The following is a 12744-nucleotide window of genomic DNA, read 5'->3' as shown; positions in this document are numbered from 1 at the left end:
TTGGAAAATGCCATGACGAATCCGAACGATCCGCGCACACCGCAGGAGCGTGCCTATCCGCACGACGAGCCGGGTGACGACGAGACGCGCGTACTGCACACCGACGATCCGACGGAGGCGTACGGCCGGCCGGTGACGAACCCGACCCTGGCGTACCCGCAGTACGACCCGCGCTTCGATTCGGCGGCGCCCCCACCGAACCCCACTCAGCAGCTCGGTGCACCGCTGGGGCAGTACGCGCAGGGCGGGCCCCCGGCCGCCCAGTATCCGGCCGCGCAGTATCCGACGGCCCAGTACCCGACAGCCGACTACTCGCAGACGCAGTATGCGCAGGGGCAATACCCACAGGCCGGTCACCCCGGCGATGGATATCAACCGCCCGGCGCACCCCCGCCCGGATACGGGCCGCACCCCGAGCCCGAGAAGTCCCCCCGCGGTCCGCGCTGGGGGCTGGTGGCTCTCGCCGCAGTTGTCCTCATCGTGCTCGGGGGGATCGTCGGCTTCCTCCTGAGCGGAGGCGACGACGAGCCCGACACCGTCGCGACCGGCCCGACCACGACCCGAACGATGCCACCCGCACCGACGACGACACCGCCACCGGCCGCCGAGCCGGACGGAGCGCCGGGGCTACCGCTGGATCAGCTTCCCGGCGGACTCGGTGAGGCCATCGGGAGCACCGGAGCCGTCGTGGGGTCGATCACGGCCAACGACGGCACGAGCATCACTCTCAGCGGTATCGGCGGGTCGCTCACCACGGTGTTGTTCACGCCGGAAACCCAGATCATCACGTTGAGGGGGTCGTCTCCGGAAGCGCTCGAGATCGGCGCGACGGTGGTCGCGACAGGCAGTCCCGTCGAGAACGGACAGATGACGGCCGAAACCGTCATCAGCGCGTCGCTCCCGTCGTTCGGCAGCCCGGGCAACTGAAGACGCTAGGCTGATCGCGATGACATTCATGTGGTTCGGTCTGGCGGCGATCGCGCTTCTCGGCGCGCTCGCGCTCCTGTACGTCGACCGCACGCGGAGGGAACAGTCCGGGCGTGTGCGGGAGATCTGGGCGCGTGCCCAGGGGTACAAGTACACCGACTCCGACGAGCGGCTGCCTTCCAACTGGCATCGCGCGGCATTGGCCAAGCAGGAGTACCTGGGCGCGATAGACGTCGTGCGCGGGGTGCGCCGGGGTGAAGATTTCATCCTGTTCGACATCGAGGAAACCGCCACCATCGTCGCGGTACGCCGCAAGGTCGGATCCGACGTCGACATCGATCTGCGGCTCAAGTCGACGCCACCTCCCAAGGATTCCGACATGAATCTGCTCGGGTCGATCGGCCCGCGCATCGTGTTCTCCACCGACCTCGAGATCGCCCGTCGCGTGTGCGACCAGCGGATGGTTTCGTTCACCCAGGCGATCCCTGAGCACGTCCAGATGCTGTGGAGTGAGGGTCCGTGGACTCTCGGTTCGATCCCGGTGGGAAGCAACGGGCGCGAATGGGATGCGGCTATCGAGACCGTGGCGCGCCTGTCGGGCATCTTGCATGTCCTCCCGCCCGTGGTCGACCCCGATGATGTCGATCGCAGCTTCCACGACCCGGGACGCCCCTCCGCGCAACGCTAGTCCCCGCTCGTCAGGTCACGGTACGGACACGCCCCGGATGACACGCCGGATCCTTCGTCGTGCGAACTGATCGGGGTCTGTACATTTCACGCCGTGACACCTGTGGCTCTGGTGATAGTTGTGGCAGTGGTGGCCGTTGCGCTGCTCTGGATACGGCTGGGGATGCGCCGGTTGCGGACGCTTCGCACCCGACGCCGAGACGGCCTGAATCTGCTCCTGAACGAACTCGACGATCGCTACGACCTGATTCCCGCGCTGATCGCGGCATCGGCGGGCGCCGGCGTCGAACGCAGCCGCATCAGCCCGGTGGTGGGAGCACGCTCCCTCGCCATCGCGATGCGCGATCAACGCCTCGATCTTCCCGAACGTGCGGCCACCGAGAACGCGCTCTCTGCCGCGTTGCACGAACTCATCGGAGTCCTCGACGGTGTCAACCACTGGCCGTTCATCCGGGTCGCCCGCGAACTGCACACTCGCGAGCAGCGCATTGCAGGTGCAGTTCGTGTCCACAACGATCTCGCGAACAAGCTCAACTCCCAGGTGTCGAGCTTCCCGACATCGCTGTACGCGACGCTGGCCGGCGTGCGGCCGGTCGCAGTCTTCGAGGTACCGGCCGGTCTGGTGACCGATACTGCGACCGAGGTTCCGGTGCCCGAGGAGCGGCCCGACATGCGGCCGTCCACCACTGTCGAAAGCGACGACAAGGACTCGGGGACCGTCGCCGCCTGAGGACGCACCGACAGCGACTAGGCTCGTTCGCGCCGGTTCCGCCACCGGCGGTGGACGAGACGACGGTGAGGAAGTGCAAATGAGCGACCGCGACGAACTGAGTGCACTGGTACGTGAGCTGGCAGTGGTGCACGGCAAGGTGACGTTGTCGTCGGGCAAGGAAGCCGACTACTACGTCGATCTGCGTCGGGCGACCCTGCATCATCGTGCAGCTCCGCTCATCGGCTCACTTCTGCGCGACCTCGTCTCCGACTGGGATTTCGACGCGGTCGGAGGGCTCACCATGGGCGCCGACCCGGTCGCGATGGCCGTCATGCACGCGCCCGGACGTCCTATCGACGCGTTCGTCGTCCGTAAAGCAGCCAAAGCGCACGGCATGCAGCGTCAGATCGAAGGCCCCGACGTCGTGGGCAAACGAGTGCTCGTCGTCGAGGACACGACCACCACTGGGAACTCGCCGCTCACCGCAGTCAAGGCACTGCGCGACGCGGGCGCGATCGTCGTGGGTGTGGCAACGGTCGTCGACCGCGCCACCGGAGCCGACGAGGTCATCGCGGCGGAAGGCGTCGAATACCGGTCGTTGCTCGGCCTCTCCGACCTGGGCCTCGACAACTCCTGACACCGTGAACCAACGGATGCGGCAGACCGTCACACACCTTGCGGACGGTCGCGAACTGATCTTCTTCGACGACACCGAACCGTACGTCGGGGGATCGGCCACCCGTGTCGCACACGACCGTCGCGAACTCCCGACGGTCGTGGCGGCGTCGGAGGTCCGCATCGACCCACTCACCGGAGACCCGGTGACCTTCGCCGCGCACCGCATGGAACGCACATTCCTCCCCTCCGTCGCGGATTGCCCACTCTGCCCGACCCGCCCGGGCGCCTCCACCGAAATCCCTGCGGACAACTACGACGTCGCAGTCTTCGAGAACCGCTTCCCCGCGTTCTCCTCGGGCGGCCGCTGCGAAGTGGTCGCCTTCACCGCAGACCACGATGCCCGCTTCGCGGACTTGACCGCGACACGGGCCCGCACTGTCATCGACGTCCTCGCGTCGCGCACGGCGACGTTGTCGTCGCTGCCGGGGGTGGCCCAAGTGTTCTGCTTCGAGAACCGCGGCGTCGAAATCGGTGTGACACTGGAACATCCGCACGGTCAGATCTACGCCTACCCGTTTCTCCCGCCGCGCACGCGGACGCTGCTCGCCCGCGCCCGCGACCACCACGAACGAACCGGCCGGTCGCTCCAGCGCGACATCCTCGACACCGAACGACGCGCCGGGACTCGTGTCGTGTGGTCGGGCGAATGGTGGACCGCGTACGTTCCCGATGCGGCGCGATGGCCGATCGAGGTACACCTCGCGCCGCATCGTGACGTCCCCGATCTCACCGCGCTCGTCGACGCCGAACGCGACGAACTCGCCCTTGCCTACCGCGATCTACTCGGACGCATCGACCGGTTCTTCGACGACCTCGACCGCGTTCCGTACATCGCGGCATGGCATCAGGCGCCCGTCGGGGACGGACGCGAGTACGGGCGGTTGTTCTGCCAGATCTTCTCGCTGCGTCGTGCACGCGACAAGCTCAAGTACCTGGCAGCTTCGGAATCGGCCATGGGCGCGTGGATCAGCGACACGACCCCCGAACTCATCGCCGAACGACTGCGTGAGCTCGCACCGTGATGTCGCCACAGGGCGCGGTGTGCGACGAGGCGTCGCGTACGTTCGCGACGGAGTTCGGTGGCGGCCCGGACGGCATCTGGTGTGCACCCGGTCGCGTGAACCTGATCGGTGAGCACGTCGACTACGCGGGTGGATTGTGCCTCCCGATGGCTATTCCCCAGGTCACGGCCGCTGCGGTGCGCCGTCGCACCGATGGGCGGTTGCGCCTGTACAGCCCCGGGTTCGGCGTCGTCGACGTGGAGCAGGGCGACCGCGTCGACGGATGGGGCGCGTACATCGCCGGTGTGATCCGGTCGCTCGATCCACCCGGTTTTCGCGGGGCGGACATCGCGATAGCGTCGGAAGTTCCGGTGGGAGCGGGTCTGTCGTCGTCCGCTGCGCTCGAGGGGGCTGTGGCGCTGGCGCTCGCCGACATGTGCGGACTTCCCGTGGACGACGACGGACGCGATGTCCTCGCGCGTGCGTGTGTGCGTGCGGAGAACGATTATGTGGGGGCGCCGACCGGCGGCATGGATCAGCAGATCGCGCTGAGAGGCAGGGCGGGCCACGCGTTGCTCCTCGACTGCACCGACGGGCACGTCGAACACATCCCCGTCGACACCGCTGCTGCGGGCCTCACGGTGCTGGTCGTCGATACCGGGACGGGGCACCGCCTGGTCGACGGTCAGTACGGTTCACGGCGAGCCGCCGTCGAGGAAGCGGCCGGATTGCTGGGTAGGCCACTGCGCGAAGTGGAATCCGTATCTGCACTCGATGACGCGATGTTGCAGCGCCGCGCGCGACACGTGGTCACCGAGATCGCACGCGTCCGTACCGCCGCGGATGCACTGCGCTCCGGTCGCGTACGCGATCTCGGCCCCCTGTTCGATGCGTCGCATCGGTCTCTGCGCGACGATTTCGAGGTCAGCTGCGCCGAACTCGACAGCGCCGTAGACGCTGCGACTGCGGCAGGTGCGCTCGGCGCGCGTATGGTCGGGGGAGGCTTCGGGGGATCGGCAATTGCGTTGTGCGAGAACAACGACGTGCAGAGGATCCAGATGTCGGTGACTGCGGCGGCCGCGGCCCGGGACTTTCCGTCGCCGGTGTTCCTGCGCGCCACACCGTCCGATGGTGCGCGCCGCTGTTGATGCGCAACCCGGGTACTGTGCGCGCATGGGTTGGTTCACTCGGAACAGATGGGGCATCGAGCACGCCGTGTTCGTGGCCGCGAGCGCGGCGACGGTGGTCGGCGGAGCGCTGGGCAACGAAGCGGTGCAGAAAGCTGCAAAGCCGCTGCTTGCGCCGTCGCTTGCCGTCCGGGTGCTGCGGCGTTCTCGCGATCTCGACCGTGCCGACACCGCGTTGCTCCTCGCAGGTCTCACTGCCGCGACCGTGGGCGACGTGTTCATGATCGACCCCGACGACGACAGCCGGATCCTGCGCGGTGCAGGCTCTTTCGCGGTGATGCAGATGTCGTACTCGACGGTGCTCGCCCGGCACGGTGCTCGCCCGACCCGCACCGCGGTGCTACAGCGCGTGCCCGCGGTGCTGGGAGCCGCCTGCCTGCTCGGATGGCGGAGTCGCTCGGTGGCAGTGCCGCTCACCGCGTACGGCACGGTGCTTGCGACCACCGCGACACTGGCTGCCGACCCGTCCCTCGCGCCGGGTGCGAAGACCTCCGGCGGGCTCGTGTTTCCGAGCGCCGACCGGCGCAGTTGGCTCGGGCTCGGCGGGCTGGTCTTCACCCTGTCCGACGGCACCATCGTCGAGCGGCGGACCCTGCTGAGAGGCAAGTCCGCACGGGCGGCGGCGGAGGGTTTCGTACTCGCCACCTACGCGGGTGCGCAGTTGCTTCTGATCGAGGGGATGCTCGCGCTCGCCCGACGCAGGTGACCAGTCAGGGGAAGATCAGGATCCTGGTGCGGTCGTCGGGGTCGACGAGCACCGAGACCACCTGGCCGGCCGTCAGTCGCGGCAGGTCGCGGTGTTCGGCCTCGAACACCACCTTGCCGCTGTACGGCTCGGATCCGGGCACCATCAGATCCAAATCCAGCTCGGTTCGCTGCACATGACCGACCACAGAGCCGAGTGGGGTGGCGGAGCGGATCGTGGCCCAGCCTTCGAGGCCGTCGCGTTCGATCTTCCGGTCTTCGCGGGTGGTGCGATCGGCGATCAACATGCCCGCGCCGAGCACCGCACCGTACAAGCAGACCAGGAACATCACCTGGAATCCTTCGGTGCCTTCGGCGGAGTTCGGGTAGAACAGGTTCAGCCAGAGCGAGAGCAGAATCAAGTATCCGGTCGTGATGAATGCGACCGTGCGCAGGATGCGCGTGTGCTTCATGGCTCCTCCGTCTCCCAGACTAGCGCGTGTCTGCGCTCCGACCGCCGATCGATAGAGTGGCACTTTCTGTGTTCGTCGGAGGGAACGGTGTGAAGGTGCGTGTGTCGTCCGCTGCGGTTGTGTTGGGTGCTGTACTTGTGCTGAGCGGGTGCGGGGGATCCGGAGACGAACCGGATGCCGCAGCTCGGGAAACCTCCACCACGCCCGCAACCTCGAGCGTGACTGCTGCTCCGACCGCGACCGAAGCTCCCACGACGGAGGCCGTCACGGAAGCGCCGGCCCCCGAGCTCGCGCCTGCGGAGACGACGACCGAGCCGGCTCCCGAAGTGCCGCCTACGTTGGAGGCCGTTGCGTTCGAGCAGGGCGAGTCCTACTACTTCACGACCCCCGGCGGCGCATTCGCATGCGGCATCGTGCAGCTCCCCGGACGTACCGAAGCCGGTTGTGAAGGCGTCACGGATCCGGTGCCGCCGCAGCCCGAGAGCTGCGTCGTCAACTGGGGCCACGGGATGCGCGTCGTCGACAGCGGTCCCGGTGAATTCCTGTGCTCGGGCGGGCCTGTCTACCTGCCCGTCGAGGGATCTGCGGAGGTACTGCCCGCGGGATCGCCGCTCTCGCAGCTCGGTTACACGTGCGAGACCACCGAGGCCGACGTGACCTGCACCAACGACAGCACCGGGCACGGATTCACCGTGGCATCCGACTCGAACGAGACGTTCTGACGGTGGCGGCTCAGGAAAGACCGGATCAGGAGCAGGACCCGCTCACTGTTGCCGGACCCACCGAGTGGGGGGAGCACCCGCACGGTATGGGGCCGTGGACCGACGAGTTCGACACGCCCCCACCCACCGACCCGAAGTACGACCCGGAACTGCTCGAACACGGAGACCGGCGCAACGTCGTCGACGCCTACCGGTACTGGACGCGCGACGCAATCGTCGCCGACATCGACACCCGCAGGCATCCGTTGCATGTGGCGATCGAGAATTTCGCGCACGACGCCAACATCGGCACCGTCGTGCGCACCGCCAACGCGTTCGCAGCCGCTGCTGTCCATATCGTGGGGCGACGGCGGTGGAACCGCCGGGGGGCGATGGTCACCGATCGCTATCAGCATCTGCACCATCACTCCGACGTCGATGCGCTCATCGACTGGGCGGCCGAGCACGATCTGACCATCGTCGCAGTCGACAACACCCCCGGTTCCGTGCCACTGGAGACGGCAGAGTTGCCCCGCAACTGCCTGCTGTTGTTCGGGCAGGAAGGGCCGGGCGTGACCGAGCGGGCGCGCGAGGTGGCGACCATGACGGTGTCGATCGCACAGTTCGGTTCGACCCGCTCCATCAATGCAGGTGTCGCGGCAGGAATCGCCATGCACGCCTGGATCGGCCAACACGCCGACCTGGACCGTGCCTGGTAGTCGTCCGGGCTGGTAGTAACACCAACTCGGGCTGCGCGGATGTATGAGCGCGGGCCGTGTGGCCACGCCGCTGTCGTGGGACGAGGATGATTACTGCATGCCAGAAATGTGGACGGGCCGGGCGGATGCAGCCGAAGCTGCCGTCGTGGCCAGGCACGTGCGTCGACTTTGGGGACTACCCGGCACCGAACTCGGTGTCGTCGGCTGGCCGGCGACGCGGCGCGAGCGCATCTTCGGATCGTGGCATTACTGGTGGCAGGCGCACCTGATCGATCTCGCTGTCGATGCAGCAGAGCGGCACGCGAAGGCCGGCGACGGTACCCAGCGCGGCCGGCGCCGCGTCGTGCAGCTGACCCGCAGCCACCGCATTCGCAACATCACAGGCTGGACCAACAACTATTTCGACGACATGGCCTGGCTCGGTCTGGCCCTCGACCGCGCCGGGCGGCACCTGCGCGTCGACCATGGCGCTGCGATCACGACCCTCGTCGGTGAACTGCACGACGCGTGGCAACCCGAGCACGGCGGTGGTATCCCGTGGCGCCGCGGAGACGACTTCTTCAACGCCCCCGCGAACGGTCCGGCAGCGCTGCTACTCGCGCGCTCGGGCAAGCTGGAGCGCGCGCAAGAGATGGCCGATTGGATCCACGAGCGTCTTGTCGATCCGGACAGCGGACTCGTTCTCGACGGAATCCGCCACGGTGTGCTCGAACGCGCCGTCTACTCGTACTGCCAGGGCGTAGTGCTCGGAGTCGAAACCGAACTCGCGACCCGATGCGACGATCCGCGTCATCGCGCACGGGTCCATGCACTCGTCGACGCGGTCGACGAGGAACTCACCGAACGCAGCATCGTCACAGGTGGTGGGGGAGGCGACGGCGGCTTGTTCAACGGTATCCTCGCGCGCTATCTCGCGGTGGTCGCGACCACCTTGCCGGTGCAGGACTCCGACGACGTGCGAGCGCGAGCTACGGCACGTCGCATCGTGCTCGCCTCGGCAGATGCGGCGTGGGAGAACCGCCTGCAGATCGAAGGCCTGCCGCTGTTCGGCAGTGACTGGGCTCAGCCCGCGAAACTGCCGGGCTCGTCGGGCACAGTCGCGCAGTTCGCCGGAGGCACCGTGCGCTCATCGTCGATCGCAGAACGCGACCTGTCGGTGCAACTCGGTGGCTGGATGCTGATGGAAGCCGCAAACGCGGTTGTCGCATCTCCCTGAACTACGACGTCATCGCCGAGTGTTCGGGTCCGAACCGAGCGACGGGATCGGCGTGGTCGGTGCCGAGGTCTGTGCCGCAGACCGGGTCGGGATCGGGGCGGTCGGCGTGTGGTCGGTGCCGGGCAGTGCAGCGGCAGAGTTGTCCTGCCCCGGCGCGGTTTCATCTGCAGACGCGGTTTCTGCTGCAGTGGTGCCCTCGCCTCCGGCGTTCTTGCGTGACGCGAGGAGACGCTTGCCGACCTCGCTGATGATCGGGAGCACCGAGACGAACACGATCAGCAGGAAGATGATGTCGACGTTGTCGGCGATGAACGAGATCTGTCCGAGAAGGTAGCCCAGCAGTGTCACGCCCGCGCCCCACACGATGCCGCCGATGACGTTGTAGGTGATGAATACGCGATACGGCATCTTCGCCGCACCCGCGACGAGCGGCGCGTAGGTGCGGACGATAGGAACGAATCGGGCGAGGAAGATCATTGCGGGACCGTGGCGCAGGAAGAACCGGTGGGATTCGTCGAGGTACTTCTTCTTGAACAGCTTCGCGTCGTCGTTCTTGAACAGCTTTGCGCCGCCCTTGGTACCGATGAAGTAGCCCACCTGATCACCGAGGATCGCCGCGATCGGGATCGTCACCATCAGCACCCACAATGGTGCGAAAGGCTCGACCTCCGTCGATTTCGATGCGGCGATCAGGCCCGCGGTGAACAGCAGCGAATCGCCGGGAAGCAGCGGAAACAGCAGACCGGACTCGATGAACACCACCAGCAGGAGCCCGAGGAGCATCCAGGTGCCGAACGAGTTCAGCAGATTCACCGGGTCGAGGAAGCCCGGCAGCAGGGCCAAATTGGTCGCGGATTCCGAGGCTTCAAGCAAATTCACGATGCCCAGAGTACCGGCGCATCAGAGGGCGCTCGAATCGCAGCGGCCTCGGGCGAGCGGCCCGAGTATCTAAACGCCGTGGCTATTGACATACTGCAGGGACGAAAGAGCACCTGCCACACCCGAGCGGGTAGCCGATCCACTCTCATCTGGAGGACAGCCGCTGTGCCTATCGCGACTCCCGAGGTCTACGCCGAGATGATTGCCCGCGCCAAGGAACACTCCTTCGCGTTCCCGGCCATCAACTGCACCTCGTCCGAAACCATCAATGCCGCTATCAAGGGCTTCGCGGACGCCGGTAGCGATGGCATCATCCAGTTCTCGACCGGTGGCGCAGAGTTCGGCTCGGGCCTCGGTGTCAAGGACATGGTGACCGGTGCGGTCGCGCTTGCCGAGTTCGCGCATGTCGTCGCTGAGAAGTACGACGTCACGATCGCTCTGCACACCGACCACTGCCCCAAGGACAAGCTCGACGGCTTCGTCCGCCCGCTCATCGCGATCTCCAAGGAACGCGTCGACGCAGGCAAGAACCCCCTGTTCCAGTCGCACATGTGGGACGGCTCCGCCACCCCACTCGACGAGAACCTCGAGATCGCTCAGCAGCTACTCGCCGACGCGGTTGCCGCCAAGATCATCCTCGAGATCGAGATCGGCGTGGTCGGCGGTGAAGAGGACGGCGTCGAGAACGCCATCAACGACAAGCTCTACACCACCGTCGAGGACTTCGAGAAGACCGTGGAGGCGCTCGGCGCGGGCGAGAAGGGCCAGTACCTCCTCGCCGCGACGTTCGGCAACGTGCACGGCGTATACAAGCCGGGCAACGTCAAGCTCAAGCCCGGCATCCTCGACGAAGGCCAGAAGGCCGCATCGAAGAAGCTGGGTCTCAAGGACGGCTCGAAGCCGTTCGACCTCGTCTTCCACGGCGGTTCGGGCTCGCTGAAGTCGGAGATCGACGAGGCCCTGAGCTACGGCGTCGTGAAGATGAACGTCGACACCGACACCCAGTACGCGTTCACCCGCCCGATCGCGGCACACATGTTCAGCAACTACGACGGTGTGCTCAAGATCGATGGCGAGGTCGGAAACAAGAAGGTCTACGATCCGCGCAGCTACCTGAAGAAGGCCGAGGCGGCGATGACCGCTCGCGTGGTCGAGGCGTGCAACGACCTCAAGTCCGCGGGACGCTCGGTGTCCGCCAAGTAGGTATCACGATCGACGAAGGGCGCCGGCGCGAGCCGGCGCCCTTCGTCGTCGCGAGGGGTCTGCGCGCTATTCGCTGCACACCTTCCATTCTTCCCCCTGGAGCGCGAGGTCGAAGGTGCGTGCCGTGACGTCGGACGGATCGCCCATCGGGTGAGCTGTGACCTCGACGATCGCGGTGTCGTCGGTGATCTGCACCTTGTCGATACTCGACACGACCGGCACAGAGCCCTGTTCCACGGCCAGCGTGTGAATGCTGTCGAACTCCTCGGGGGCGACCGTCGCGTAGAACTCCGCGAGCCCGCCGCACGTCGAAGACTGCAGTGTTGCAAGGTCGCCTGCACTCAGTGCCTGCACGAACTCGTCGACGCTGGCGCGAATGTGAGACTCGGGGGAATTGCTCTCCCGGTACTGCAGGAACGCGATGACGGCGACGACGGCGATCACCACGACAGCGGCGACACCGGCGAAGACCATCCAACCCGCGCGCTTCTTTCGAGGCGACGGGGGGATTCGGGTAGGGGCAGGCGTGGGCTGGAACGGCGCAGGCTCCGGGCGCGGGGCCTCGGGCACGCGCGGCGCGATGCGCTGCGGCTCCGCTTTCGGGGCGTGGCTCCTGACCGGGATCTGAGTCGTCGGTGCCTCGGACGGATCCGTTGCGGGTGGCTCGGGCTGCTTGCCGTCGTCGGGCTGCTCGGCTTTCTCGACGATCGGCATAGCGACGGTCTTTGCGTCGGCAGGGTCCGGGGTCTTCTCGACGATCGGCATGGCGACGGTCTCGGACTCGACCGGATCCGGGTCGGCGGGTTCGTCGGTTCTTGCGCCGGGGTCCTGCTCGTTGTCGTCGGGCCGGGAATCTTCCGGAGCGGCGGCTGCATTGTCATCCACTGAGGATTCGGTCTCCTCCGACGGGGTGCCCGAGGCAGCGTCGTCCGCGTTGTCCTCGACCCGGTCGGGCGCTGCATCGTCGTGCGCCTCGTCCTCGGAGGCCTTCTCGTCTGCCGCCTCGGTGACCTTCCCCGACGTGTCTGCGTCGTCGACCTTCCCCGAGGTGTCTACGTCGTCGGGCGTATCGGCCGGCCCGTTCTCCGCGACCTCGCCTGCTGACGATTCCGTCGAGTCTTCGGTCGGGTCTTCGTTCTTCGGGTCCGGCACTCGCTGCACCTCGTTCGGATGATGGGTGATTATGTGGGGAGCTTATCCAGGCTCGACGGTGGAGGGGCAGAATGGGCGCCATGACCTCATTCGGTGATCTGCTCGGACCCCAGCCCACTCTCCTCCCAGGTGACGACGAAGCGGAATCTGATCTGCTCGATCACAAGGAGCCGGCGAAGGTTGCGGCCGAGCATCCGACCGCATCGATCGCGTGGGCGTACCTCGCGGAGGCAGCGCTCGACTCCGGCGAGACGATCACCGCGTACGCCTATGCCCGCACCGGCTACCACCGGGGTCTCGACCAGCTGCGGCGCAACGGCTGGAAGGGCTTCGGCCCCGTGCCTTACAGCCATGAGCCCAACCGCGGGTTCCTGCGCTGCGTCGCCGTGCTCGCCAAGGCAGCGAAGGCGATCGGCGAAGCGGACGAGCACGCTCGGTGCCTCGATCTGCTCGAGGACTGCGATCCCCGCGCGGCGGAGGAACTTGGCGTCGAATAGGTCGTTACCCACCCGCGACGACTTCCGC

15 protein-coding genes are annotated in these 12744 nt (G+C 66.9%); 12 read left to right on the top strand and 3 right to left on the bottom strand.

Translation table 11 applies throughout. The features are described 5' to 3' along the window. Positions 1–12: 12 nt before the first annotated feature. The 7 genes from ACTDXD_RS04265 to ACTDXD_RS04235 all read left to right on the top strand — a co-directional run bounded on the left by ACTDXD_RS04265 (position 13) and on the right by ACTDXD_RS04235 (position 5898). A complete protein-coding gene (locus tag ACTDXD_RS04265; RefSeq protein ID WP_440125939.1) occupies positions 13–927 on the top strand; it encodes a DUF5666 domain-containing protein in 915 nt (304 codons plus the stop codon). Between the two features lie 28 nt (positions 928–955). Beyond that, a complete protein-coding gene (locus ACTDXD_RS04260; RefSeq protein ID WP_440127531.1) occupies positions 956–1615 on the top strand; it encodes a hypothetical protein in 660 nt (219 codons plus the stop codon). A gap of 93 nt (positions 1616–1708) precedes the next feature. Then, positions 1709–2344: a LemA family protein gene (locus tag ACTDXD_RS04255; RefSeq protein WP_440125938.1), complete on the top strand. Its 636-nt coding sequence runs from the start codon at positions 1709–1711 to the stop codon at positions 2342–2344. A 79-nt stretch (positions 2345–2423) separates the two neighbouring features. Continuing rightward, positions 2424–2963 carry an orotate phosphoribosyltransferase gene (pyrE, locus tag ACTDXD_RS04250; RefSeq protein WP_169687058.1) on the top strand — a complete coding sequence of 180 codons (540 nt, stop codon included), beginning with the start codon at positions 2424–2426 and terminating at the stop codon, positions 2961–2963. Between the two features lie 16 nt (positions 2964–2979). Continuing rightward, complete coding sequence (galT, locus tag ACTDXD_RS04245) at positions 2980–4026, top strand: galactose-1-phosphate uridylyltransferase (RefSeq protein WP_440125937.1); 1047 nt, start codon at positions 2980–2982, stop codon at positions 4024–4026. Further along, complete coding sequence (galK, locus tag ACTDXD_RS04240) at positions 4026–5153, top strand: galactokinase (protein ID WP_440127530.1); 1128 nt, start codon at positions 4026–4028, stop codon at positions 5151–5153. The genes galT and galK overlap by 1 nt, the downstream gene beginning before the upstream one ends. A 25-nt stretch (positions 5154–5178) precedes the next feature. After that, entirely contained in the window at positions 5179–5898 is a 720-nt protein-coding gene (locus ACTDXD_RS04235) for a lysoplasmalogenase family protein (RefSeq protein WP_440125936.1), read from the top strand. A gap of 4 nt (positions 5899–5902) precedes the next feature. Here the strand turns inward: ACTDXD_RS04235 and ACTDXD_RS04230 are convergent, their stop codons facing one another. Beyond that, entirely contained in the window at positions 5903–6349 is a 447-nt protein-coding gene (locus ACTDXD_RS04230) for a hypothetical protein (RefSeq protein WP_440125935.1), read from the bottom strand. A 95-nt stretch (positions 6350–6444) separates the two neighbouring features. Between ACTDXD_RS04230 and ACTDXD_RS04225 the strand changes: the two genes are divergently transcribed. From ACTDXD_RS04225 to ACTDXD_RS04215, 3 genes are all read left to right on the top strand, one after another. Then, positions 6445–7071 carry a hypothetical protein gene (locus tag ACTDXD_RS04225; protein ID WP_440125934.1) on the top strand — a complete coding sequence of 209 codons (627 nt, stop codon included), beginning with the start codon at positions 6445–6447 and terminating at the stop codon, positions 7069–7071. 86 nt (positions 7072–7157) lie between these two features. Next, complete coding sequence (locus tag ACTDXD_RS04220; RefSeq protein ID WP_440127529.1) at positions 7158–7769, top strand: TrmH family RNA methyltransferase; 612 nt, start codon at positions 7158–7160, stop codon at positions 7767–7769. Between the two features lie 97 nt (positions 7770–7866). After that, positions 7867–8985, top strand: a complete 1119-nt coding sequence (locus tag ACTDXD_RS04215) for a glycoside hydrolase family 76 protein (RefSeq protein ID WP_440125933.1) — start codon at positions 7867–7869, stop codon at positions 8983–8985. A gap of 9 nt (positions 8986–8994) precedes the next feature. Here the strand turns inward: ACTDXD_RS04215 and ACTDXD_RS04210 are convergent, their stop codons facing one another. After that, positions 8995–9873 (bottom strand): VTT domain-containing protein, encoded by an 879-nt coding sequence (locus ACTDXD_RS04210; protein WP_440127528.1) that lies wholly within the window; start codon positions 9871–9873, stop codon positions 8995–8997. Positions 9874–10029: 156 nt separating this feature from the next. Here ACTDXD_RS04210 and fbaA point away from each other — a divergent pair, with 156 nt between their 5' ends. Continuing rightward, entirely contained in the window at positions 10030–11067 is a 1038-nt protein-coding gene (gene fbaA, locus ACTDXD_RS04205; protein ID WP_440125932.1) for a class II fructose-bisphosphate aldolase, read from the top strand. A 66-nt stretch (positions 11068–11133) separates the two neighbouring features. Here the strand turns inward: fbaA and ACTDXD_RS04200 are convergent, their stop codons facing one another. Next, entirely contained in the window at positions 11134–12219 is a 1086-nt protein-coding gene (locus tag ACTDXD_RS04200; RefSeq protein ID WP_440125931.1) for an Rv0361 family membrane protein, read from the bottom strand. An 80-nt stretch (positions 12220–12299) separates the two neighbouring features. Here ACTDXD_RS04200 and ACTDXD_RS04195 point away from each other — a divergent pair, with 80 nt between their 5' ends. Further along, the gene (locus tag ACTDXD_RS04195) at positions 12300–12716 is read left to right on the top strand and encodes a DUF3151 domain-containing protein (protein WP_440125930.1); all 417 of its coding nucleotides are present in this window, start codon (positions 12300–12302) and stop codon (positions 12714–12716) included. Positions 12717–12744: the final 28 nt, after the last annotated feature.

Source organism: Rhodococcus sp. SJ-3 (assembly GCF_051918125.1).
GTDB lineage: Bacteria > Actinomycetota > Actinomycetes > Mycobacteriales > Mycobacteriaceae > Rhodococcus.
This window is presented reverse-complemented; position numbering and strand designations above follow the sequence as displayed.